The organism is Buchnera aphidicola (Mindarus abietinus) (assembly GCF_964059085.1).
GTDB classification, from domain to species: domain Bacteria; phylum Pseudomonadota; class Gammaproteobacteria; order Enterobacterales; family Enterobacteriaceae; genus Buchnera_A; species Buchnera_A aphidicola_C.
In genome coordinates, this window is record NZ_OZ060398.1 from 49,763 (window position 1) to 75,353 (window position 25,591).

General features: G+C 23.3%; 20 protein-coding genes and 3 tRNA genes. 11 read left to right on the forward strand and 12 right to left on the reverse strand.

Annotated elements, in window-relative coordinates:
- Window positions 1-197 precede the first annotated feature (197 nt).
- The 5 genes from metF (at window position 198) to cysE (ending at window position 5,997) form a co-directional block, all read left to right on the forward strand.
- The gene (metF, locus tag AB4W62_RS00240; RefSeq protein ID WP_367679958.1) at window positions 198-1,106 is read left to right on the forward strand and encodes a methylenetetrahydrofolate reductase; all 909 of its coding nucleotides are present in this window, start codon (window positions 198-200) and stop codon (window positions 1,104-1,106) included.
- A 513-nt stretch (window positions 1,107-1,619) separates the two neighbouring features.
- Window positions 1,620-2,402 carry an acetylglutamate kinase gene (gene argB / locus AB4W62_RS00245; protein WP_367679959.1) on the forward strand — a complete coding sequence of 261 codons (783 nt, stop codon included), beginning with the start codon at window positions 1,620-1,622 and terminating at the stop codon, window positions 2,400-2,402.
- 19 nt (window positions 2,403-2,421) lie between these two features.
- A complete protein-coding gene (locus tag AB4W62_RS00250) occupies window positions 2,422-3,654 on the forward strand; it encodes an argininosuccinate synthase (protein ID WP_367679960.1) in 1,233 nt (410 codons plus the stop codon).
- Window positions 3,655-3,721: 67 nt separating this feature from the next.
- Window positions 3,722-5,098 (forward strand): argininosuccinate lyase, encoded by a 1,377-nt coding sequence (gene argH / locus AB4W62_RS00255; protein WP_367679961.1) that lies wholly within the window; start codon window positions 3,722-3,724, stop codon window positions 5,096-5,098.
- 167 nt (window positions 5,099-5,265) lie between these two features.
- Entirely contained in the window at window positions 5,266-5,997 is a 732-nt protein-coding gene (gene cysE, locus AB4W62_RS00260) for a serine O-acetyltransferase (protein ID WP_367679962.1), read from the forward strand.
- 166 nt (window positions 5,998-6,163) lie between these two features.
- On the opposite strand, the gene rpoD is transcribed toward cysE, so the two are convergent.
- The 3 genes from rpoD to rpsU all read right to left on the reverse strand — a co-directional run bounded on the left by rpoD (window position 6,164) and on the right by rpsU (window position 10,226).
- On the reverse strand, window positions 6,164-7,987 hold the full coding sequence (gene rpoD, locus AB4W62_RS00265) for an RNA polymerase sigma factor RpoD (protein ID WP_367679963.1): 1,824 nt from the start codon (window positions 7,985-7,987) through the stop codon (window positions 6,164-6,166).
- A 189-nt stretch (window positions 7,988-8,176) separates the two neighbouring features.
- Window positions 8,177-9,907 carry a DNA primase gene (gene dnaG, locus AB4W62_RS00270; RefSeq protein ID WP_367679964.1) on the reverse strand — a complete coding sequence of 577 codons (1,731 nt, stop codon included), beginning with the start codon at window positions 9,905-9,907 and terminating at the stop codon, window positions 8,177-8,179.
- A 103-nt stretch (window positions 9,908-10,010) separates the two neighbouring features.
- Window positions 10,011-10,226, reverse strand: coding sequence for a 30S ribosomal protein S21 (gene rpsU, locus AB4W62_RS00275; protein ID WP_343152836.1), 216 nt, complete (start codon window positions 10,224-10,226; stop codon window positions 10,011-10,013).
- 142 nt (window positions 10,227-10,368) lie between these two features.
- Between rpsU and tsaD the strand changes: the two genes are divergently transcribed.
- The gene (tsaD, locus tag AB4W62_RS00280; RefSeq protein WP_367679965.1) at window positions 10,369-11,379 is read left to right on the forward strand and encodes a tRNA (adenosine(37)-N6)-threonylcarbamoyltransferase complex transferase subunit TsaD; all 1,011 of its coding nucleotides are present in this window, start codon (window positions 10,369-10,371) and stop codon (window positions 11,377-11,379) included.
- Between the two features lie 147 nt (window positions 11,380-11,526).
- Here tsaD and ribB read toward each other — a convergent pair whose 3' ends face one another.
- Together ribB and rfaE1 are read right to left on the reverse strand one after the other, a co-directional pair.
- Window positions 11,527-12,165 carry a 3,4-dihydroxy-2-butanone-4-phosphate synthase gene (ribB, locus tag AB4W62_RS00285; protein WP_367679966.1) on the reverse strand — a complete coding sequence of 213 codons (639 nt, stop codon included), beginning with the start codon at window positions 12,163-12,165 and terminating at the stop codon, window positions 11,527-11,529.
- Window positions 12,166-12,358: 193 nt separating this feature from the next.
- Window positions 12,359-13,336, reverse strand: coding sequence for a D-glycero-beta-D-manno-heptose-7-phosphate kinase (gene rfaE1 / locus AB4W62_RS00290; RefSeq protein ID WP_367679967.1), 978 nt, complete (start codon window positions 13,334-13,336; stop codon window positions 12,359-12,361).
- Window positions 13,337-13,523: 187 nt separating this feature from the next.
- Between rfaE1 and AB4W62_RS00295 the strand changes: the two genes are divergently transcribed.
- Window positions 13,524-14,774, forward strand: a complete 1,251-nt coding sequence (locus AB4W62_RS00295) for a tRNA CCA-pyrophosphorylase (RefSeq protein ID WP_367679968.1) — start codon at window positions 13,524-13,526, stop codon at window positions 14,772-14,774.
- A gap of 640 nt (window positions 14,775-15,414) precedes the next feature.
- On the opposite strand, the gene crr is transcribed toward AB4W62_RS00295, so the two are convergent.
- The 4 genes from crr to cysK form a co-directional block, all read right to left on the reverse strand.
- Complete coding sequence (gene crr, locus AB4W62_RS00300; RefSeq protein WP_367679969.1) at window positions 15,415-15,906, reverse strand: PTS glucose transporter subunit IIA; 492 nt, start codon at window positions 15,904-15,906, stop codon at window positions 15,415-15,417.
- 46 nt (window positions 15,907-15,952) lie between these two features.
- Entirely contained in the window at window positions 15,953-17,662 is a 1,710-nt protein-coding gene (gene ptsI, locus AB4W62_RS00305) for a phosphoenolpyruvate-protein phosphotransferase PtsI (protein WP_367679970.1), read from the reverse strand.
- Window positions 17,663-17,753: 91 nt separating this feature from the next.
- Window positions 17,754-18,014 carry an HPr family phosphocarrier protein gene (locus AB4W62_RS00310; protein WP_367679971.1) on the reverse strand — a complete coding sequence of 87 codons (261 nt, stop codon included), beginning with the start codon at window positions 18,012-18,014 and terminating at the stop codon, window positions 17,754-17,756.
- A 93-nt stretch (window positions 18,015-18,107) separates the two neighbouring features.
- Window positions 18,108-19,046: a cysteine synthase A gene (gene cysK, locus AB4W62_RS00315; RefSeq protein ID WP_367679972.1), complete on the reverse strand. Its 939-nt coding sequence runs from the start codon at window positions 19,044-19,046 to the stop codon at window positions 18,108-18,110.
- A gap of 492 nt (window positions 19,047-19,538) precedes the next feature.
- On the opposite strand from cysK, the gene ligA reads away from it, so the two are divergent.
- Window positions 19,539-21,542: an NAD-dependent DNA ligase LigA gene (gene ligA / locus AB4W62_RS00320; protein ID WP_367680150.1), complete on the forward strand. Its 2,004-nt coding sequence runs from the start codon at window positions 19,539-19,541 to the stop codon at window positions 21,540-21,542.
- Between the two features lie 7 nt (window positions 21,543-21,549).
- On the opposite strand, the gene AB4W62_RS00325 is transcribed toward ligA, so the two are convergent.
- Window positions 21,550-21,622 (reverse strand) — tRNA-Lys (locus AB4W62_RS00325).
- A gap of 33 nt (window positions 21,623-21,655) precedes the next feature.
- Window positions 21,656-21,728: transfer RNA gene (locus AB4W62_RS00330), tRNA-Val, on the reverse strand.
- A gap of 147 nt (window positions 21,729-21,875) precedes the next feature.
- Between AB4W62_RS00330 and gltX the strand changes: the two genes are divergently transcribed.
- A complete protein-coding gene (gene gltX, locus AB4W62_RS00335) occupies window positions 21,876-23,279 on the forward strand; it encodes a glutamate--tRNA ligase (protein ID WP_367679973.1) in 1,404 nt (467 codons plus the stop codon).
- Window positions 23,280-23,337: 58 nt separating this feature from the next.
- Window positions 23,338-23,411, forward strand: a tRNA-Ala gene (locus AB4W62_RS00340).
- 70 nt (window positions 23,412-23,481) lie between these two features.
- Here the strand turns inward: AB4W62_RS00340 and AB4W62_RS00345 are convergent.
- Window positions 23,482-23,778, reverse strand: coding sequence for a flagellar hook-basal body complex protein FliE (locus AB4W62_RS00345; RefSeq protein WP_367679974.1), 297 nt, complete (start codon window positions 23,776-23,778; stop codon window positions 23,482-23,484).
- A 170-nt stretch (window positions 23,779-23,948) separates the two neighbouring features.
- Between AB4W62_RS00345 and fliF the strand changes: the two genes are divergently transcribed.
- Window positions 23,949-25,496, forward strand: coding sequence for a flagellar basal-body MS-ring/collar protein FliF (fliF, locus tag AB4W62_RS00350; protein WP_367679975.1), 1,548 nt, complete (start codon window positions 23,949-23,951; stop codon window positions 25,494-25,496).
- Window positions 25,497-25,591 lie beyond the last annotated feature (95 nt).

A 25,591-nucleotide genomic window follows, 5' to 3' on the forward strand; every position in this document is an offset into this window, starting at 1 on the left:
AAAATATTAATTTATAAATATAAGTAATAAAGCTACTTTTTTTTTGGATATATTTTTGTTTATTCTTTTAATTTTTTATATAAAATTTTTTTTGTAAAAAATAAAAAGAGAATATTTATTTAATAAAATATAAATTTTTAATAATTAAGTGTACAATATTTTGTATACGTATAAGTAAAATTTTTTGAGAAACTATCATGAATACTTCAAATTTGTATAAAAAAGATTTCTTTTTTGAAAAATTTTCTAAAATAGGTGAAGATATTCGAATTTCATTCGAATTATTTCCTTCTAAAGATAATTTTTCAGAAAAAAAATTATGGAATACTATTCAAAAATTAAAATTATTTAATCCGATTTTTTTTTCAGTTACACATGGTGCAAACAGTGGAAATGAAAATTTAACATATTCTTTAGTAAAAAAAATAAAAAAAGTTACTAATATTAATTCTGCACCTCATCTTACGTGTTCTGATTTTACCAAAGTTGAATTAAAAAAAATTGCTCAAAAATATTGGGAAAATGGTATTTCTCAAATTGTAGCATTAAGAGGGGACGAATTAGAAGGCAGTAGTAAATCTAAAATGGAAGCTTTCGATCTAGTATGTTTGTTAAAAGAAGTAGCAAATTTTGATATTTCAGTAGCTGCTTATCCTGAAGTTCATCCAAAAGCTAAAAGTGCTCATTCGGATATTTTAAATTTGAAAAATAAGTTAGATGCTGGAGCTAATAGAGCTATTACTCAATTTTTTTTTAAAATAGATCATTATTTACATTTTCGAGATAAATGTTTTTCTATAGGAATTAAAAAAGATATAGTTCCAGGAATATTACCCATATATAATTTTGATCAATTGCTTCGTTTCGCTAAATTAGGAAAAGTATCTATTCCTAAAGGAATACAAAATACTTTTGAAAATTTTAAAAATGATATAGACATTTGTAAAATTATAGGTTCAAATATAATGTTAGAAATGGTTTATACATTATTTAAAGAAGGAGTAAGACATTTTCATTTTTATACTTTAAATCGATTAGAAATCGTTTATTTAATTTGTTGTATAGTAAATCAAATATCATTTAAAAAAATTAATACTGGTTTTTAATCCGGTATAAATTAAAATAAATACAAGATATTTAAGAATCTATTTAATTGCTAATTAAAAGAATAATTTTTTATTAGTTTTTAGTAAAAAGATAATTAAATACTATGTAAATTTTTATTTAAATACTCTCTAATACTGATTATTTTAGTATTTAAAAAAAAATTTTTAGTAAAAATATTACTATTTAAAAAAAAATTAATTGATATTAACAATATTTTTTCTAAAAAAAATAATATAGAAAAACTTATTTATTATAATACTAGAGTCTTATTTTAATCGATTTATTTTAATTGAAAATTTAAAAATTAATTTAATCCATTTTTTAGAAAAATTTAAATCGACTAAATATAAAAATTATGACTTATAGCTGTAATTATTTCTTCTATCTTTAATAAATTAAAAAATCACTAATATTAACAATATTAAAGATTAAATATTTTTTAAAATATTTAATTTTTTTAGGGGTTTTTAAAATCTTTTTTTATTTTTAAATAAAATGTTGAGTTATTAAAAATGAGTAAAAATCCTTTAGTAATAAAGTTAGGCGGATTGCTTTTAGATAGCGATGCTGCTATGAAACGTTTATTTAAAATTTTTGTATCATATCGAAATTTATACGATAGAAAAATAATAATCGTACATGGAGGAGGGGGAAGTATAGATAATTTAATGAGAAGACTATCTCTTCCAATAAAAAAGAAAAAAGGATTAAGAATTACCCCGATTGAACATATTAAAATCATAGTTGGTGTATTGAGTGGTACAGTTAATAAAATGTTATTAGCTTGGGCTAAAAAGTATAATATTGATGCTGTAGGTTTATGTTTAACAGATGGAAATAGCACATCTGTAACTCAATTAAATTCTTCTCTCGGATACGTTGGTACAGCTAAACCTCGATCTTCTAATTTTTTAAAACTTATGTTATCTCAAGGAATTACTCCCGTTATCAGTTCCGTAGGTATTACTGAAGAAGGAGTTTTAATGAATATTAATTCTGACATTGCTGCTACAGCAATATCTTTAGTTTTAGATGCGGATTTAATATTACTTTCTGATGTTAGTTCGATTTTAGATGGTAAAGGAAAACCAATTTCTAAAATCAATGCTAGTTTAGCTAATAAATTGATTAATAGAGGAATTATTACTAATGGAATGATCGTTAAAGTTAACGCTGCTTTAGAAGCGGCAAAAACTTTAAATAAAGTAGTAGATATTGCAAGTTGGCAAAATGAAGAGGAATTACAGTTATTGTTTCAAGGAAAATCAATAGGTACTCAAGTATTACCATGTTAATAATTAAGGTATTAAAATTATGAAAACAAAAAAAGTTAAAAAAGTTGTTTTAGCATATTCGGGTGGGGTAGATACTTCAGCGATTATTCCATGGATAATAGAAAATTATGGATATGAAGTAATAGCTTTTGTAGCAGATGTAGGACAATCTTCAAAGGATTTGATAGGTATAGAAAAAAAAGCAATACTTTCAGGAGCAACTCATTGTTATGTATGTGACTTAAAAAAAGAATTCGTAGAGCAGTATATTTATCCAATAGTAAGAATAGGAGCTTTGTATGAATGGAATTATTTATTAGGAACAGCTATGGCACGTCCTATTATAGCTAAAGCTCAAATTGATTTAGCAATTAAGTTAAAAGCATTTGCTGTGTGTCATGGAGCAACAGGAAAGGGTAATGATCAAGTAAGATTTGAAATGGCTTATGCAGCTTTAGCTCCTTATTTAAAGGTAATAGCTCCTTGGAGAGAATGGAAATTTAGATCTCGAGAAGAGTTATTAGTATACTTAAAAGAAAGAAATATTCCTATTACTGCAACTATTAAGAAAATTTATAGTCGGGATGAAAATATATGGCATATTTCTACAGAAGGCGGTGATTTAGAATGTCCATGGAATGCGGTTAAAGAAGATTGTTGGATTTGGACTACTAGTCCTAAATTAGCTCCAGAAATTCCTGAAAAAGTTTTTGTTAAAATAAAAGAAGGAAACATAATATCAGTTAATCATCTTAATTTAACGCCATTGGAATGTTTAAATTTATTAAATAAAATAGCAGTTCGCCATGGTATTGGTCGAGTAGATATGGTTGAGAATCGATTAGTGGGAATAAAATCGAGAGGTTGTTATGAAACTCCAGGCGGTACTTTAATGATGCAAGCTGTTAGGGCAATTGAAGAGTTAGTATTAGATAGCAATGCTTTTAAATGGAAGCAAAAACTTTCTTTAGAAATGGCTTCTGTGGTATATGAGGGTCGATGGTTCACTCCAATTAGAGAATCTTTAGAAGCAGCAGGAAATATTTTATCAAAAGATATAACAGGAGAAGTAGTATTGGAGTTATATAAAGGAACAGCAAGAGTAATACAAAAAAGGTCAATTAATTCCTTGTATTCTCAAGAATATGCAACATTTGGAAAAGAAGAAGTATACGATCAGTCAGATGCAAAAGGATTTATAAATTTATTTTCCTTATCTTCAAAAATAAAAGCAACAAATAAGACTTTTTTAAATAAAAAATCTTTAGATTAAAATGGTTTAACTAAAAAATAGAATATTTTAAAAAACTTTTAATTTTTTTATTGAACAAGGTAATATTATGTCTCTTTGGGGTGGAAGATTTACTGAAGAACCGAATGGGTTTTTTAAAACATTTAATAGATCACTAGATGTTGATTATAAATTAGTTAAACAAGATATTTTTTTGTCAATTCAGTGGTCTAAAGCCTTAAAAAAAATCGATGTTTTAACAGTAGAAGAACAAAAAAAAATTGAAATAGTATTAAATACTATTTTAAAAGAAGTGGAAATAAATTCAAAAATTATATTAGAAAGTCAAGAAGAAGATATTCATAGTTGGATTGAAAAAAAATTAATTTCTTCGTTAGGTTTATTAGGAAAGAAATTACATACAGGAAGAAGTAGAAATGATCAAGTTACTACGGATTTAAAATTATGGTGTAAATATAAAGTCCAAAAAATCTTAAATAATATATACGATTTTAAAAAAAATTTAGTTGATTTAGCTGAAAAAAATCAACGATCTATTATGCCAGGTTATACACATTTACAAAGTGCTCAACCTATAACATTCGCTTATTGGTGTCTTGCATATTTAGAAATGTTTAAACGAGATGAATCAAGACTAAAAGATGCTTTATATCGATTAGATGAATGTCCCTTAGGTTCAGGAGCTTTAGCAGGAACAGCATGGAACATAAATAGAGAGGAATTATCTGATCAATTAGGATTTAGAACAGCTACTAAAAATGCTTTAGATAGTGTTTCAGATAGAGATTATGTCATAGAATTATTATCTGTTGCTTCAATTAGTATGATTCATCTTTCTAGATTTTCTGAAGATTTGATTTTTTTTAATTCCGGGGAAGTTAATTTTATAGAACTTTCCGATTCTATAACTTCAGGTTCTTCTTTAATGCCACAAAAGAAAAATCCGGATGCTTTGGAATTAATTAGAGCTAAATGTGGAAAAGTTTGCGGAAATTTACTTAGTAATATGATATTATTAAAAGGTTTACCATTATCTTATAATAAAGATATGCAAGAAGATAAAAAAAGTTTATTTGAAGCGATGGACATATGGATTAATTGTTTAAAAATTTCTGTTTTAATTTTAAAAAATATTACTTTGAATCTTAAAAATTGTAAAAAATCAGCTAAAAAAGGTTATACTAATGCTACTGAATTAGCTGATTATCTTGTTAAAAAAGGAATTCCTTTTAGAGATGCTCATCATCTTACAGGTAAGATAATTTTGTACGCTAGTAAATTAAATTTATCTTTAGAACAAATTGAATTAACAGAATTTAAAAAATATAGCAAGTTAATTGAACAAGATATTTATAAAAATATAAATTTAGATTCTTCATTGAAAAAAAGAAATTCTTTAGGTGGGGTATCTTTTTCGCAGGTATCTAAAAAAATAGCTTTAGAAAAAAAAATATTAAATAAGTAATATTTTTAAAATAATCTTTTAATGTATTTTTAAAAATATTTTTTAATAAAAAAATAAATATTTAAATTATATAATTTAAATATTTATTTAATAGAATCATAAGTAGATTTTTATATATTAAAAAAAAATAATTTTGTACATATACTCGATTACGGAGAAAAAATATTTTGTGTAAAGAAGTAAATAAAATTTGGGAAAAAATAAAATATGAAGGAGTTAAAGCTATTAAAAAAGAACCTATCTTACATGATTTTTATTATTTTTATTTATTAAAACATAATTCATTTCAAATGGCATTATCAACTATTTTATCTAATAAAATAAATAATTCTTTTTTTTCAAATAAAAAAATTTTAAATATTATTAATACTGTTTACAATTCTGATTTTTCAATTTTAGAAAATGCCATTAGAGATCTTCAAGAGACATATTTGACTGATCCAGTAGTAGATTCTTTATCTATTCCTCTTCTATATTTTAAAGGATTTCACGCTTTACAATTATATAGAATATCTCATTTTTTCTGGAATTCTTCTCAAAAATTATTAGCAACTTATATTCAAAATCAAGTTTCTACGGTTTTTTCAGTCGATATACATCCTGCTGCAAAAATTGGTGCTGGTGTTATTTTAGATCATGCTACTGGAATTGTGATAGGAGAAACAGCTAGAGTTGGAAATAATGTTCAGATTTTACATTCAGTAACTTTAGGAAGTATAGGATCAGCAAAAGGAGATCGGCATCCGAAAGTTCAAAGTGGGGTGATGATAGGAGCAGGAGCTAAAATTTTAGGAAATATAAAAATAGGATCTAATACAAAAATAGGCGCTAATGCTGTGGTTTTATCTTCTATACCTGCAAATACTACGGTTGTTGGCATTCCCGGAAAAATAGTTTAGACATATAAAATAAACTATTCAGTTAATTTTTCAGCGTATTTATTAAACTTTTTTTAAAATTAATTGCTTTAAAATTAGATAACTAAGTCTAATAAATACACTATTTTTTTTTAAACAATTTATTTAAATTAAATTAATTTAAATTATTTACTAACTTTAATTAGTATTAATCATCTAAAAAACTTTTAAGTACTTCAGATCGACTAGGATGTCTTAATTTTCGTAAAGCTTTAGCTTCTATTTGTCGAATTCTTTCTCTTGTAACATCAAATTGTTTCCCTACTTCTTCTAAAGTATGATCAGTATTCATATCAATTCCAAATCGCATTCTTAATACTTTTGCTTCTCTAGGAGTAAGTCCTGCTAAAATATCGTGTGTAACAGAACGAAGACTTTCAGAGGTAGCAGATTCTAAGGGAAGTTCTAATGTAGTATCTTCAATAAAATCTCCTAAATGGGAATCATCATCATCTCCTATAGGAGTTTCCATGGAAATTGGTTCCTTGGCTATTTTTAGTACTTTTCTTATTTTATCTTCTGGAATGAGCATTTTTTCTGATAATTCTTCAGGAGTGGGTTCTCTTCCCATTTCTTGCAACATATTTCTAGAAATTCTATTAAGTTTATTAATTGTTTCTATCATATGAACAGGAATTCTAATAGTTCTAGCTTGGTCCGCAATAGAACGAGTAATAGCTTGTCTTATCCACCATGTTGCATATGTTGAAAATTTATATCCTCTTCGATATTCAAATTTATCAACTGCTTTCATTAATCCAATATTTCCTTCTTGGATTAAATCTAAGAATTGTAATCCTCGATTAGTATATTTTTTAGCAATTGAAATTACTAATCTTAAATTAGCTTCTACCATTTCTTTTTTAGCACGCTTAGCTTTTGCTTCTCCAATGGACATTCTTCTATTAATATCTTTTACTTGTTCTATAGTTAAACCTGTTTCTTTTTCAACTTTTAATAATACATTTGATATAGACAAAATTTTATCTTTTATTTTGTATAGTTTTTCTGACCACGGCTGTTTCATTTTCTTTGCTTGGTATAACCATTTTATATTTGTTTCTTGACCGACAAAAAGATTAATAAATTTTTTTTTAGGCATTTTACATTTTTCAATACATAATTTCATGATTAAACGTTCTTGAGTACGTACTTTATTCATCATATTTCTCATATTATTAACTAAATAATCAAATTGTTTTGGAGCTAATCTAAATTGTTTAAATATTTCAGATAAATTATTTATTTCTGAAATAGTATCTTTATGATTTCTTTTTTTTGATTTTATAGAATAATGAGTTATTAAGTATTGATTACGTAAAGCAAAAAATTTTTCTCGAGCTATTTCTGGATCTATAGTGTTATCTTCTTCATTTGTATTTTCTTTATCTAGGTTATTTTCTTGCTGTTTTAATTCTTCTTCTGTGCTATTAGTAATAGAAGAAATATATTCTTCTATATTTGGATCTACAAATCCTATAATTAAATCAGACAATCTCATTTTTTTGTTTTCTACGCGTTCATATTGTTTTAATAAATAGGTAATTGCTTCGGGATATTCGGCTACAGAAGATTGTACCTGATTAATTCCTTCTTCGATTCTTTTAGCTATATCTATTTCACCTTCTCTTGTAAGTAATTCAACAGTTCCCATTTCACGCATATACATGCGAACAGGATCAGTCGTACGACCTAATTCTGATTCAACGTTAGATAAGACTTGAGCCGCAGCTTCTACAGCATCTTCATCAGTATCTGTTTGTGTTTCATTTAACATAAGTTCATCAGCATCTGGGGCTTTTTCCACCACTTGTATTCCCATATCGTTAATCATTTGAATGATATCTTGAATCTGATCTGAATCAACAATATCATCTGGTAAATGATCATGAATTTCAGAATAAGTCAAGTAGCCTTGTTCTTTCCCATATGTAATTAGTAGCTTGAGCTGAAACTGCGGATTTCGCTGCATAATACTGTATCCATACTTCAGTTAATTAAATTTGTTTTTCAATATAATTTTTATTTAAAAATAAATATTATAAATAAGTTAAAACTAATTGCTATAATATATTTTTTATTATACCATTTAAATCAAATTGTAAAAATTCTTTATTTTATTATTTTAATTTTATAATTTTTTATTTATCAAAAAATAAAATTATTTAGAAAGTTCTTTATTTATTAACCATAATTCTTTTTTTTCAGATATAGTTATATTTTTAATTCGATCTTTGGAAATTAAAGATTCTTGTCTATTTCTTAAAATAATATCAAACAAATTTATTAGTGTATCTAAAAATACATTTTTTATTTCTTTTTGAATAATCATGTGATCCCATTGAATTAATTTTGATAAAATATTTTTTTTAGAATTTCTATATAATTCTAATAATTGACCTGTATTTATATTTTCTTTTTTTTTACAATTATAAAAAATATCTAAAAATAAAGATATTCCTGGGAATTTAACTAATTTTAATTCAGATAAATCTGGAATTATTTTAGCTATTTTAGGATTTTGTATTAATAAAGCAATTAGTATTCGCATTGTATTTTTTTTTATTGTCTTTGTCTTTTTTTTATATTTATAAATTAATGGAATAATTTTTTCTAATTCATATTCTTCTATAATTCCGATCATTTTTCCTAATTTTTTTCTTAAATAAATTTTTGTAATTTGTCCAGGTATTTTATCAATTAGTTTTTTTGATTGAATGCAAAATTTAATTTTTTCTTCTGTGGAAATAATTTTTTTTTTATTTAATAAATTTTGAAATAAAAATTTTGATAAGCTAAAAGCATTCTGAATTCTTTCTCTAAATTTTTTTTCTCCTTCTTTTCTAAGAATTGAGTCTGGATCTTCATTTTTGGGAAGAATAATAAATTTTACAGTTCTTTCATCTGTTAAATAAGGTAAAGTTAGAATTAAAGCTTTCCAAGTAGCTTCTTTTCCAGCATGATCCCCATCAAAACAATAAAGAATATTTTTTGTTATTTTAAAAAGGTTAGAAATTTGTAAGTTAGAAATAGCAGTTCCTAATAAAGAAACAGAATAATTAATATTAAATTGAGATAACATAATTACATCCATATAACCTTCTACGATAAGTAAACGATTTGGATTATTATCTTTTTTATATAATTGATCTATTCCATATAGATTATTTTTTTTATAAAAAATTTCTGTTTCTGGAGAATTAATATATTTAGGATGGGTATTAGAAATATTTCTTCCTCCAAATCCATTGATTTTTCCTTTTTTATCTTTAATAGGAAATGTAATTCTTCCATAGAACCGATCATATATGTTATTTTTAATCTCGATAACCATACCTGAATCTACTAGAAATTTTTTGTTTTCTTCTTTTATTTCAGAATGATCAGATAAAAAATTTTTTTTATTACTTGCGTAACCAATAGAAAATTTTTTTAAACTTTCTTTATTTATACCCCGCTTTAAAATATAATTATAAATATGTATGAATTTTTTTGAATAAATATTTTTTTGATATAAAAAAGAAATCTTATTCATTAAAGAATATATATTTTTTCGTTTGGTATCAATTTTATTTAAAAATAAATATTTTTTTTGATTTGGTAGTATTAATCCATTTTTTTTGGTTAATTCTTTAATACTTTCTAAAAAACTTAATTTTTCATAGTTCATTAAGAAATCAATAACATTTCCATTTTCTTTACACCCAAAACAATAAAAAAATTGTTTTTTAATATTTACAGAAAAAGAAGGAGTTTTTTCATTGTGAAATGGGCAAAGAGAATAATAATTCTCTCCTTTTTTTTTTAATTTTATTCGACTACCAATAAGTTCTATTATATTTGTTCGAACAATTAATTCTTGAATAAAATGTTGAGGAATTTTAGTATTCATATACTATTTTTTTTTACTTATTAAATAATTTCGACCGTACAGTTATGAACGGTCTTTTATAAAAAATATAAATATTAATTTTTTTGTTAGTATTTTTTTAAAATTAATACATTCTTATTTTTTTTAAATTTTCTCGAGATAATTTTTTAGAAAGTCTTTTTACTGCTGAAGACTTAGCTCTTTTTCTTTCAGTTGTTGGCTTTTCATAAAATTCTCTTCTTCGAATTTCGGCTAAAATCCCAGCCTTTTCACAGGATCGTTTAAATCTTCTTAAAGCTATATCAAACGGTTCATTATCTCGAACTTTTATTATTGGCATAATTCAAACCTCATAATATAATTATTTTTATAATTTGATCATAAAAAAAATAATTTTTAAATTAATAGCTTTTAATCCTACCTTATAGAGTATAAGGTTGTAAAGAATCATTTTTTTTAAAATAAAAAATAGGAAATAAATTATGAAAATATTAGGAATAGAAACATCATGTGACGAAACCGGAATAGCAATATACGATACAAATTTAGGTTTAATCGTAAATAAATTATATTCTCAAAGTAGAATTCATTCTAAATATGGAGGTGTAGTTCCGGAATTAGCAGCTCGTAAACATAGTTTAAAAATCATTCCTTTAATTTCCTCGGTATTAAAAAAAATAAATAAAAATAATTTTGTTAATGCCATTGCATATACAGGAGGTCCTGGATTAGTAGGTTCATTATTAGTAGGAGCTACTGTAGCAGCATCTTTATCTTATGCTTGGAAAATCCCTAAGATATCTATTAATCATATGGAAGGTCATTTATTATCTCCTATGTTAAATAGTGATTTAATAAAATTTCCTGCCTTAGCTTTGCTAGTATCTGGTGGCCATACTCAAATTATTCGATGTGATAAAGTAGGAAAATATGTTATTTTAGGAGATTCATTAGACGATGCAGCTGGAGAAGCTTTTGATAAAGTTTCTAAATTATTAGGTTTAGGATATCCTGGCGGAAGAAGAATATCTGAATTAGCTAAAAAAGGAAGATCAAAAAAATTTTTTTTTCCTAGACCTATGACTAATGTTCCAGGATTAAATTTTAGTTTTTCTGGATTAAAAACTTTTACATCGAACATTTATTCTTATTCTTCTAAGGATAATCAATCTAAGGCAGATATAGCTAGAGCATTCGAAGATGCAGTAATCGACACGTTAATAATTAAATGCAGAAGAGCTATAGAAATGACAGGTATCAAAAGATTAATAATAGCAGGAGGTGTTAGTGCAAATATAAAACTAAAAAAAGAAGCAAAGAAAATGATAAATATTTATCAAGGATCATTGTATGTTCCTTCAAAAAAATTTAGTACAGATAACGCTGCTATGATCGCATATGCAGGGTCATTAAGATATAAAAAACATAAGGATTTTTCTTTAAAAATTTCAATCAATCCTAAATGGTCGATTGCAGATTTAGTTAGTATTTAATTAATATTTTTTTATTTTAAATATTAAATTTTTATTTAAAAAAAATTAAGTTACTTGGTTCAGTAACTTAAAATAAAAATATAAAAATGTGATTGTTAATTTAGATAGTTAATAAATAGATATAACTGTTAGTAAATGTATAAATGTTTATATCTTTTTTATATAATCAATTATGTCTTTAATAGTTAGAACAGCCATGTTATTTTTTTTAGAAAAAATAATAATATCAGGAACACGAGCCATAGACCCATTTTTATTTGTTAATTCCGATAAAACAGCTGTAGGACTAAATCCTGCTAATTTGATTAATTCAATTGAAGCTTCCGTATGCCCCTCTCTAGCGAACAAGCCATTTTTATCTGCACATAGAGGAAAAACGTGTCCAGGTCGATTTAAATCTTCTGGTTTAGCTGTGTTTGATATTGCTGTTTTGATAGTAGTAATTCTGTCTTGAGCGGATACTCCAGTGGAAACTCCTTTAGCCGCTTCAATAGATACTGTAAATCTAGTTCCATAAGTGCTAGTATTATTTTCAACCATCATAGGTAAAAGTAGTTCTTTTCGTTTTTTTTCTGTAATACATAAACAAATAATTCCACTCCCATATCTAATAGAAAAAGCCATTTGTTTAATCGTCATCATTTCACTAGAAAATACTAAATCTCCTTCATTTTCCCTATTTTCATTATCTATTAAAATTATTCCATTTCCATGTTTTAGCTCTCGAATTGCCGTTAATACTCTATTTTTAGAATTTCCGAATTCTTTTAATAATTTTTTTTTCATAAATTTTCCTGTTTTTTTAAAATTAAATAAAATTTAATTTTTTTTAATATAAAAATCACTATTTTTTAGTAGTAATTTAAATAAAAAATAAATATTTTTTTTAAGAAATATTTAGTTATTATTTATTTTTATAGAAAAATTATCAAGTTTAATAATATTAGATTTTTTATATAAATTTATATTTTCAGAAAATTTATTTAACAATAGAAATCATTTTATAGTCCTGAAAGAATTTAATTTTTTCTAACATTTCTTCTTTACTAATAGTTGCTGTACCTATTTTTTCGACAACTATTCCTGCTGCTATATTAGAGTACCAACAAGCTTTTTTAAAAGATTTTCCTAATGATAATACAAGACTAATCAATGATATAACGGTATCTCCTGCTCCAGTTGGATCATTTGCGTTTTTTGATAGAGATGAAAAATGAATTGAATTTTTTTTATTTTCTATTAATGTCATACCAAGTTCAGATTGTGTGACTAGTAGAGCAGATAACTGTAATTTAGAAATTAATGATTTTCCTTTATTAATAATATCTAACTTATTTTTACATGTACCTACCATACTTTGAAATTCTTCTAGATTAGGCGTTAATAATGTAGCACCAAAATATTTTAAAATATTTTCTTTTTTTGGATCAATTATTACAGGAATAGATAATTTTCTTGCAATTTTAATAATTTTTTGCGTGCATACTAAAGTTCCTTTGTTATAGTCAGATATAATGATTACATTATAATTTTTAATTATCTTTTTGACTAATTCAAATATTTTTTCTTTTTTTTCAATAAAATATTTTTTTTCTAAATCTAATCTCATTAATTGATTTTTTTTAGAAATTATTCGTATTTTTTTTATTGTTTTCCTATTATAACTAACTATTAAATCGTATTTAAGATTAATTCTTTTTAATAGGTTTTTTATTATTTTTCCTTCTGCATCGCTACCTATAATACCTATTAAGTGAGCATTCCCTCCTATTTTTGAAATATTTTTAGCAACATTAGCAGCTCCACCTGCTCTATTTTCTATATTTTTTATATTCATAATAGGTGCTGATTTTTCAAAAGTATTTTTTCGATCAGTAACATACCAATATTGATCTAAAATAATGTCTCCAATAATTAATATATTTGATTTTTTGAAATTAGAAATTATATCAGACATAATGTACCACAGTTTTTAAATTTTATAATTTATTCTTTATATCATATATTTTTTTAAGTATTAAAAAATATTTTTTTAAAAGATATAAATTTAAAAAAAACAGTTTTTATTTTTTATGGTAAATTTTGTTGGTTATTTTTTTAAGATAATTTATTAAATAAAATATTTACAATTTTATAGGTTTTTTATGAAAACATATTTAGTAGGTGGTGCGGTTAGAGATAAATTATTAGGTTTAGATATAAAAGATAAAGATTGGGTAGTTGTTGGAGCTACTCCTGAAGTTTTACTAAAAAAAAAATATCAGCAAGTTGGGAAAAATTTTCCAGTTTTTTTACATCCTAAAAGCAATGAAGAATATGCATTAGCAAGAGTAGAAAAAAAAAATGGAGCAGGTCATACAGGATTTAAGACGATATTTTCGCCAAATATTTCATTAGAGCAAGATTTACAAAGAAGAGATTTAACAATTAATGCAATAGCACAGGATATAGATGGAAAAGTAATTGATCCTTTTAATGGAGTAAAAGACTTAAAAAATAGGGTGTTAAAACATGTATCCTCCGCTTTTAGCGAGGATCCTTTACGAATATTAAGAGTTGCAAGATTTGCAGCTAGTCTAGCGCATTTAGGTTTTATTGTTTCTAAAGATACAATACGAATTATGTCAATGATGGTAAAGAATAGAGAGTTAATGTATTTAAGTAAAGAACGAATTTGGAATGAAACAAAAAAAGCGTTAAATACAGCAAATCCTCATATTTTTTTTAAAGTATTAAAAGCATGTGAAGCACTATATGTTATATTTCCAGAAATAGATAGAACGATTAATTCCAATTTTTCTTTTTTTAATATTAATTTAAAAAATTATTTTTCTAATTTATTAATAATTTTAGCAAAAATATCTAAAAATACAGATGATATTTCAATACGTTTTTCTTCTATTTTTTCTTTACTTAATAATATTATTTTTTTTAAAGATTTTTCATCTTATAAAGATTTTGATTATAATTCAGCAATATTAACAAAAAAAATGTGTGAACGTTTTAAAGTTCCAAAATATATTCAAGATTTTTCAGTATTAATTTCTGGATTTTTTTTATTTTTAAGAAATTTTCATTTACAAACAGAAAGAAAAATAATTGATTTTTTTAATCGAATGGACGTTTGGAGAAAACCAAATAGAATAAAACAATTAATTATTTTAATTAAACACGGATTTTTTTTTTCAAATTTTAATAAATGTTCAAACATAGATTTTTGTATTTTTTTAAGTAAATATTTAAAAAAAATATTTAATATTTCATTGAATGTTTCTGTACAATCTATTATAAAAAAAGGTGTTTTAGGCTCTAAAATTAGTATTGAATTAGAACTTTTAAGAATTAGTAAAATTAAAAAATGGAAGAAAAAAAATTTTAAAAAATATTTTTATTAGAAAAAGTAATTTAAAAAAAAATTTAATAGAAAATTATGAAAAAATAATTTTTTATTTATATCAAAATAATTTGATAGTTATCTCTGTAAAAAAAAATATTATAAAAAATTTAATTATTATAGCTAAAATATTTCATAAAAAATAAATTGAGATTTTTTTATTAAATTTAGTAATTAATCCTTAATAAGAACTAAATAATACATTTAAATTAAAAAAATATGAATATAAATTAATTTAGTCGATATATTTTTTTAAATTAGGCATTTATTCGTTAATAAAATTTATTTAATAAAAATAAATATTAAAAGATTTTGATAATAAATAGTTTTTATGTTAATTTTATTTGAAAATAAAATTTATTTTTTTTCTTTACTAATAAAAAATTATTTTTTTTTATAGAAAAAACTATTAATTCAGTTCAATATTTTTTTTTAATTTTGATTTTAAAAAAAAGATTAACAATTATTACTATTCTTAGTAAAATATTTTAGAAAAATTGTTCTAATAATTATAATTCTTTTAGAATTTTAATATTATTAAATTTTTTAATTTTAAAATTATTAATTTTTTAAAAAAGATGTTTTAGAAACTTTAGCTTTGCAGTTTAAACGGTAAAAGTTTCCGTTCAAACTGTAAAGAATTATTTTAATATAGTCATAATTTTTGTTTTTCCTTCAATAACTTTTCCAGAAAATTTATTTATTTTTTTTATTTTTTCCATATTAGAAATAATTATTGGAGTTATGGTTGATACAGCATTTTTTTTTAAAAATAGTAAGTCTAAACTAATAATAGGTTCTCCTACTTGTACTTTTCTTTTTTTATTAATTAAATTTTTAAAACCTTTTCCTTTAAGTTGTACAGTATCAATTCCAAAATGTACGAATAATTCTATATCATCATCTGATTTTATAGAAAAAGCGTGTAATGTTTTAAATATTTTTCCAATAGTTCCGGAAAATGGAGCAACTAATTGATTTCCAGATGGATTAATGGCTATACCATCTCCGACTATTTTTTTAGAAAATACTTCATCAGGCACTTTTTCAAGATCTATAATTGTTCCTGATATAGGTGCAATAATGTCAATTTTTTTTTGATTTCTCTTAAATAATTTAGAAAAAAAATTCATTTTTTCTCCTTTATATGAAATATTTTTTTGAATTAGTTTAAATTTTTTAGTTAAATTGTTTTATTATTTTTGATATATCTTTTGATGTGGATTGTTTTAATGCTAATTCAGCAATTTCAGAAGATTTTTGAAAACTAGTTTCTCTAATAATTTTTTTTATATAAGGTATTGAAATAGAACTCATACTAAATTCATTTATTCCCATACCTACTAGTAAAATGGTTGCATTTGTATCAGCTGCTAGTTCTCCACAGATCCCTGTCCATTTTCCTTCTGAATGAGAAGCATCGGTAATTTTCTTGATTAAGTTAAGAACAGATGGACTCATAGGGTCATATAGATGAGATATTAAGTCATTTCCTCTATCAACAGCTAGGGTATATTGAGTTAAATCATTTGAACCAATGCTAAAAAAATCAACTTCTTTTGCTAAATGAGAAGAAATGATAGCAGCTGCAGGAGTTTCTATCATAATTCCAATTTCTATTTTTTCATCAAAAGTATATTTTTCTTGAGCTAATTTTTTTTTAAGAAACTTTAACTCTTCTTTGAGAAATCTAATTTCTTCTATTGAAATAATCATAGGAAACATAATTCGTATTTTTCCGAACGCTGAAGCGCGCAGTAATGCTCTTAGCTGGGTGTGTAGAATATCTTTCCGATCAATTAATATTCGAATTGCTCTCCATCCTAAAAATGGATTTTCTTCTTTTGGAAGATTCATATAAGGAATATTTTTATCTCCTCCAATATCCATAGTCCTAATAATAACAAATTTTCCTTTCATCGAATTTGCTACGGTTTTATAAGTATTAAATTGTTCTTCTTCAGATGGAAGAGAGTTTCTTTCCATAAATAAAAATTCTGTTCTATATAATCCTATGCATTCTGCTCCGTATTTTTTTGCATTTTTAATGTCTCGTATTCCGCTAATATTTGCACCAATTTCTATTTTGTAATTATCTAGTGTAAGAGCGGGGTATTTTTTTAATTTTAATAATTTATTATTTTCTAATAAAAAATTTTTTTTTCTTTTTTTAAATTTTTCTATTAATTTCAGAGTAGGATTAACAAAAATTTGGTTATTTATACTATCTAAAATTAAATAGTCTTTGTTTTGAACTTTTTTAGTAATGTTTGTTGTTCCAACAATAGCTGGTAATTCTAATGATCTGGCTATAATGGATGAATGTGATGTTTTTCCTCCTAAATCTGTAATAAATCCTAGTATTTTTTTTGTGTTAATTTGAGTTGTTTCTGAAGGCGTTAAATCCTTAGCAACTAAAATTACTTTTTCAGTGATATTTTCTAAATCGATAATATTAAAGTTTAAAATGTTTTTTATTAATCGGTTACTAATATCTTTAATATCAATAGCACGACTTTTTAAGTATTCATCATTTAAATTTTCTAGTTCATTTAATTGCTTTTTAAAAACAATATGAGCAGAATATTCTGCTGACATATTTTTTTCTTGAATATAAGAAATTATTTCTTGTTCTAGTTCTTCATCTTCAAGTAACATAATATGTCCTTCGAATATTAATGCTTTTTCTTTTCCAAGTGTTAACTCTGTTTTTGATTTTATTTTTTTAAGCTGTTCTATCGATTTTTTTCTTGCTTTAATAAACTTTTCTATTTCTTCTCTGAATTTTTCGGAAGAAATTCTTTCTTGATTAATAATTATTGGTTCTTCTTTTATCAATAATGCTTTACCAAGAGCAATTCCTGGAGATGCTATGATACCCGAAATCATAATATTTCCTTTAATATGATGATAGCCTGTTGTTATTTTTAAGAAATTAAAATTTAATATTTTTAAAATTTTATTTTAGAAAAGTAAAAATTTATTCTTTTAATGCAGTAATAAATTTTACTAAGGATTCAACAGCTTTTTTTTCATCTTCTCCTTCAGCGGATATGCTAAGCTTAGAACCTTTAACTATACCTAAAGTTTGTAATTTAAATAAACTTTTTGCATTTGCTGTTTTTTTGTTTTTTGTTACTGTAATTACGGATTTAAATTTTTTTGCTTCTTGAACAAATTTAGCTGCTGGGCGTATGTGCAATCCATGAGATAATTGTATTTCTACTGTTTTTTGAAACATAATTGTTTCCTTAATAGTATTATTAATACTCTTTTATAAAATTAATTTTTATTTAAGATACAAAATATTTGAAAAAATATTTTTTAGAGAAACTTATTGAAATAAAATAGTACTTAAATATCTTTCTCCAGAAGATGGGAGAATTACTACTATTTTTTTTTCTTTATATAAAGGATTTTGGTTAATTTTATTAGCTGCAGCAATAGCTGCTCCTGAAGATATACCTGCAAGAATACCTTCTTTTTTCATTAATTTTTTAGCAAATCTTATTGCTTCTTCATCGGTAACTAACACAACTTGATCAATTAAGTTGACGTCTAAATTTTTAGGAATGAATCCTGCTCCGATGCCTTGAATTTTATGAATACTAATAGGAAATTTTTTTTTGTATTTTAAATTTGTAATAACAGGAGAATTTCTTGGTTCTACAGCTATACTTAATACTTTTTTTTCTAATTTTTTATTTAGATATTTGGTGACACCTGTAATAGTACCTCCTGTTCCAACACCAGAGATAAAAATATCTATTTTTCCTTGCATGTCTTCCCAAATTTCGGGTCCTGTAGTTTTCTCATGTATTTCTGGATTAGCAGGGTTGTCAAATTGTCTGGTATAAAAATATTTTTTGGGATTTAAGAACATGATTTCTTTTAGTTTTTTAATAGCTCCTCGCATACCCTGGGTTCCATCAGTTAAAATTAGATTTACACCTAGCATTTTAAGTAACTTTATTCTTTCTTTCGACATAGTTTCAGGCATAGTTAATGTTAGTTTATAATTTCTTGATGCTGCTAAACAAGCTAAAGAAATTCCTATGTTTCCACTAGTTGCTTCTATTAAATGTTGGTTTGCTGTTAGTTCTCCTCTTTTTTCCGCATTTTTAATTATATTTTGACTAACTCTACATTTTACACTAAAACCAGGATTACGAGATTCTATTTTTACAAAAATATTCCCATTTCCTATATTGTTTAGTTTAATAATAGGAGTATTTCCAATAGTTGAAAAATTATTTTTGTATGTTTTACTCATGATTTTCCTTATTTTTAATTTTAACATTTTTAAAAATATGTATTTTTAAATATAAATATGTAAATAAAAAACAATTTAGTTTAATTTTTTTTAAAAAAATATTCTTTTTAATTATTTATCTAATTAATAGCTTTGGGAAAGGTTATTTTTTTTAAAAAAATAATTATTTTATTTATAAATTATTTTTTTTGAATAAAAAAATTAAAATTTAATAAATATTAATTTTTTTTATATTTTAAATTTGTTTAATATTTTTTTATAAAAATATCGAGCTGAATTTTTTAAGAATTTATTTTGTATTTAAATATCTTTTTAATTAAAAGAATATGTTAACATTAAAATAATAGAACACAAGCCGTGTACGATATAAAAATTACAATTAATATGTTAATTAAAAAGAACAAACGTATTTGTTGTATTAATTTTAATATTAAATGTTTAGATTAACTCAGTATGGAGTCTTATGAAAAAAATTAAAAAAGATATTTCTATATTAAAAAAAAAATTTCTTATTATAACTATAAATATTTTACTTTAAATGAATCAGTTATATCTGATATAAAATATGATTATTTAATGAAAAAATTATATCTTTTAGAAAAAAAATATAATTTTTTGAAAAGTAAAAATAGTATTAGCACAAAAATAGGCGGTCCTTTATCAATAGATCATAAGCCTATTAAACATATTGTACCTATGCTTTCATTAGATAATATTTATGATAAAAAAGAATATTTATTATTTGATAAAAAAATAAGAAATAATATAAATATTGTAAATAAAAAAATTTTTTTTTGTTGCGAACTAAAATTAGATGGTTTAGCATTAAATATTATGTATAGAAAAGGAATTCTTACATGGGCAAGTACTCGAGGAAATGGAATATACGGAGAAGATGTTACGGAAAATGTAAAAAGAATCAGCTCTATTCCTCAACAATTGATAGGTGAAAATATTCCTGAAGAAATAGAAATAAGAGGGGAAGTATTTATTCCTTTGAAAGATTTTTTAAATTTAAATCAAAGAATGTTATCAAATAATCAAAAAGTTTTTTCTAATCCAAGAAATGCGGCTTCTGGTTCTTTAAGACAACACGATCCTGATGTTGTTACAGAAAGAAATTTGATGTTTTTATGTTATGGATATGGAAAATATAAGGAGGAAAATAAAAATAGTACTCATTATGAACAGTTAAAATTATTTCAAACTTGGGGAGTGCCTATTAATAATTTAGAATTACATTCTAAAGTTTCGGATATTTTTTTATTTTATGATAATGTTTATAAAAATAGAAATTTATTAGATTTTGAAATTGATGGAATTGTAATAAAAGTTAATTCATTAAAATTACAAAATATATTGGGGAATAATAGAAAGTTTCCGAAGTGGGCAATAGCTTTTAAATTTCCTTCAGAAAAAAAGAGTACAACATTAATAAGAGTTGACTTTAAAGTGGGAAGAACAGGTGTAATTACTCCTGTTGCAAAAATTAAGCCTATTTATTTATCAAATGTTTTAATTAAGAATGTTTCTCTATATAATGAAAATCAAATTAAAAAATTTAATTTACATTTAAATGATCGAGTCGTAGTTTGTCGATCCGGAGATGTAATTCCAAAAATAACTGATGTTTTAGTTAAATATAGAGAAAAAAACTATAAAAAAATAATTTTTCCTAAAAGATGTCCAGATTGTAACTCAAAAATTAAAAAATTGAATGAGAACAGTATTTCTTCTTGTACAGGAGGATTAAAATGTTCGACACAGTTTAAAAAATCAATTTTTCATTTTTTTTCAAAAGAAGCGTTAAATGTTAGAGGTTTAGGAAGTAAAACTATAGAAATTTTAATCCAGTCTAAAATTATTCAAAAAATTTCAGATTTTTTTATTTTAGATATTAATAAATTATCAAAAATAAAAAATTTTGGAAGACAGTCTGCTAATAATCTTATTCAAAATGTATTAAAATCAAAAAAAACAACTCTATCTCGTTTTCTATATGGTTTAGGAATCTTTGATATTGGAATAGTTACTGCAAAAAATATTTCTTTTCATTTTAAAAGTATTGAAAAAATAATGTCTGCTACTTTAGAAGAGTTTATATCTATAAAAAATATAGGAAAAGAAATTTCTATAAATGTGTATAATTTTATGCAAAAGGAAAAAAATAGGAACTTAATTCTTAATTTATTAGAACATATATCTTTTTTAGAGGAAGATAATATTAGAAATATAAATCAAGAAAAATATAAAAATTTTATTTTTTTTCAAAAAAAAATAGTTCTTACAGGAAAATTTAAGATAAATAAGAGAACATGGATAGAAAAAAAATTAGTTTCTTTAGGAGCTAAGGTTGAAAAAAAATTATCAAAAAAAACAAATTTTTTAATTTTTGGAGAAAAACCTGGAAATAAGATTGTTCAAGCTCAAGGCATGAGTATTAAATTAATTGATGAGAAAAGATTATATTTAGAAATGAATAAGTATATTAAATAATATTTTTTGGGTCGTGCAGGATTCGAACCTGCGACCAATTGATTAAAAGTCAACTGCTCTACCAACTGAGCTAACGACCCTTGAAAAAAATAGATTTTATAACTATAAAATAATAGGTGATGACAGATTCGAACTGCCGACTTCCTCCGTGTAAAGGAGGCGCTCTACCAACTGAGCTAATCACCCAATATAACTATTATAAATACAAAAAAAAATGAGTCAATAATTATTTGAAATATAATATTTTTTTATTAAGAAAATAAAGATTAAAAAGATAAAAATTTTTTAAGAAAATTTTTTTTGTAATATTTTTTCTAAAAAAAAGAGAATTTCATGAAAATAAGAACAAGATTTGCCCCTAGTCCGACTGGATTTTTACATATTGGAGGAGCTAGAACCGCTTTATATTCTTGGTTATTTGCTAGAAGATATCAAGGATCTTTTATATTGAGGATAGAAGACACTGACGTTAAACGTTTATCATCTAATTCGATTAATTCAATTATAGATGGTTTAAATTGGTTAGGTATAACTTGGGATGAAGGCCCTTTTTTTCAAACAAAAAAATTATCTTATTATTGCGGTATTATTCAATCTATGATTTTTAGTGGTCAAGCATATAAATGTTATTGTTCAAAGGAACGATTAAAAAATGTTAGAGAATCACAGATGTCGCAAAATAAAAAACCTAAATATGATGGTAAATGTAGAAAAAATAAAACATCGTATAAAAATAATCAACCTTATGTTGTTAGATTCCGAAATCCTTTAAAAGGTTCAGTTATAGTTAAGGATGAGATAAGAGGAAAAATAATATTTCAAAATAAAGAATTAGATGATCTTATTATTCAAAGAGAGGATGGTACACCAACATATAATTTTTGTGTTGTTATAGACGATCAAGATATGAATATTACTCATGTAATTAGAGGAGAAGATCATATTAATAATACTCCTCGTCAAATAAATATTATGAATGCGTTAGGATTTTCCATTCCTTCATATGCCCATTTATCTTTAATAGTTGATAAGGAAGGAAAAAAGATTTCAAAGAGAAACAATTTAGTAGATGTTATGGAATATAATAGAAAAGGATATTTACCTGAAGCATTAGTGAATTATATGCTGAGATTAGGTTGGTCAAATGGAAATAGAGAAATTTTTTCAATAGAAGAAGTAAAAAAAATTTTTAGTTTTAAAGATATTAGTGTTTCTTCCAGTAAGTTCGATATAGAGAAATTATCTTGGTATAATCGATTTTATATAAAAAAAATTTCAGTAGTTCAATTATCTACGCTTTTAAAGCAACAATTTTTAATTATGCATGTGGATATAAATTTTGGTCCTGATTTAAAAAAGTTAGTTGAATTATTAAGATGTAGATTTAATACAATTAAAGATATGGCTGATTCATGTAAAATTTTTTATAAAAAAAATATTATTTTCAAAGATTCTTATAAAGAATACGTTTATTTAAATACAAGTACGATAGTATCGTATTTTTACAAAAAAATAAAACTTATTAAAAAATGGGATCTTGAAAGTATTTCTCTTATTTTAAAATCGGTAGTAGTAAAATTTAAAGTCAATTTTAAAGAATTAGGAGTACCTTTAAGAATAATATTAATAGGAAAAGATAGCTTTTTTTCTGTTAATACAATTATTTATCTTTTAGGAAAAAGTATAGTTTTATTAAGAATAGAAGAGGGATTGGATTGGATCAATAAAATTAATTAATTTTAATAATTAAATATTTTTGTATTATAATACATTATAATCGTAACTTATAAAATAGGGGGCTATAGCTCAATCAGGTAGAGCATTTGCATGGCATGCAAAAGGTTATCGGTTCAATTCCGTTTAGCTCCAAAATTATTAAAATTTTGATATTTAAAAATTTTCAAAAAGATAAAAAACCGCTAGTTAGGTTTTTTACTTTTTATAATTGTAAATTCATAACTTCTTGATAAACTGAAATTAATTTATTTACTATTTTCATAGCTGTTTGCACAGAAAGTTCAGATTTTTCTAATTTAATGATAGAATCTTCAAATGATAAGTTTTCTTGTTGATTTTTTAAAAAATTAGTTTTATTTTCATTGTTAACGTTAATTCTTTTATTTTTTTTTGGAGTTAATATAATAAATTTTTTAAAATTAGTAGTTTCTTTTACTTTTAAATTTTTTATTTTTTTATTATAGATTTTTTCACAATTATTAATTGTATCAATAAACATTTTTTATTTTTTAAAAATTTTTTTTATTTATATAGATTATAAATAATAAATTATTTCTTTCAAGAAAAATATTCTTTTAAAAAAAATAAATAAAAAAAATTTTAAGGAAAATTTATTTTTAATTTTTTAAAATGATTTAAAAAAAATAAATTAGCAGTAGGATAATCTTTATGAATGTAAACTCTATTCAAAATATATATGAAAAATTTAGAAAAAAGATAGAATTTTTTCTAAGAAACTCTGTTAGTAATTTTAAAGTTTTATTCTTTATTATTTTTTTAATAATTACTGGAATAATTTTTTTTTCTTTATGGGGAGATTCTTCAGAATATTCTTTATTATATGAAAATTTATCAAATAAAGAGAAAAAAATAATTGTAAAAAAGTTAGAAAATTTGAAAATACCGTATCAATTTATTAAAAACTCTAATAGTTTATTAGTACCTTCAGAAAAAATAAATGATTTGCATCATTTAGCTTTAAATAAATCGTTTTTAAAAAGATCAGAAATAGGGTTTGAATTATTAGATGATCAAAAGTTTGGAATTAGTCAGTTTAATGAAAAAATTAATTATCAGCGAGCATTAGAAGGGGAATTATCTCGTACTATTCAAAAATTGACAGTAGTAAATGATGCTAGAGTACATATAGCTTGGCCTAAATCATCTTTATTTATAGAAGAAAAAAAAGATCCTTCAGCTTCTGTTTTTTTAGAAATTAAGCCTGATGCTTTTTTAAATTCAGATCAAATAAATGCTATAAAAAATTTGGTTGCTAACAGCATTGCAGGTTTATCAGTAAATAAAGTAGTAGTATTAGATCAATTTGGACAGTTATTAGATGAGTCTACTACAGAATTAAGTTTTTCTAACGATATTAGAAATAAATATATTTCAAGAATAGAATTTCAATATAAAAACAAAATAAAAACTCTTCTACAACCTATCTTTGGATCTAAAAACATAAAAGTAGAAGTGACTGCTCAAATTAATTTTAATGAAAAAGAAAGAACAAATGAAGTGTATCATCCTAATAAAAGTAAAAAAAATCAATCTGTTAGATCAGAAGAAAAATCAATTGACGAAAAAGTTGCTTCGGCTTATTTAAATTTTTTAAAAAACCAAATATCATCATCAAAAAATTTTCTTTTAAGTAATTTAAAAAAAAATATATTTGATGAAAAAAATTTAGAAAACAGCAGTGATTTTTTAAAAAAAAATAATAAAAATATTAATTTTTTAAATATTCGTGATTTTAATAATAAAACTAAAAATTATGAATTAAATCACACAGTTTCCCATACAAGAATTAATTCTGGAGAAATTAAAAAATTATCGGTAGGTATAGCTATAAATTATTTAAAAAATGAGTTTAATCAAAAAAAGGAAATATCTAAATCTGATTTAAAAAAAATAAAAAACTTAGTTAAAGGAGCTATAGGATATTCGTTAAAACGAGGAGATAAAATTAATATTATTAATACTATTTTTTCAGAAAATAATTTTAAAAAACCAAAAATAATTATTAATTCTTCAAATGGTTTTCATTTTTTTATAGAATATAAAAAAGTAGCATATTTACTTTTTTTTATAGGAATTTTTCTTTTCGGAATATTTTTTTATAAAAAAAATTATTTTTTTTTAAAAAATAAACATTTAAGAAATAATTCTCTAGTTGTAAATAAAAAAAATAAAAAAAAAAGAAAAAAAAATTTATAAATAAAAACTAAAATTTTTTTTTAATATAGGTAAATATTTAAAAAAAAATTATAAAATATAAATATAAAGAGAAAATAAAAAACTAAGTAAAAAAA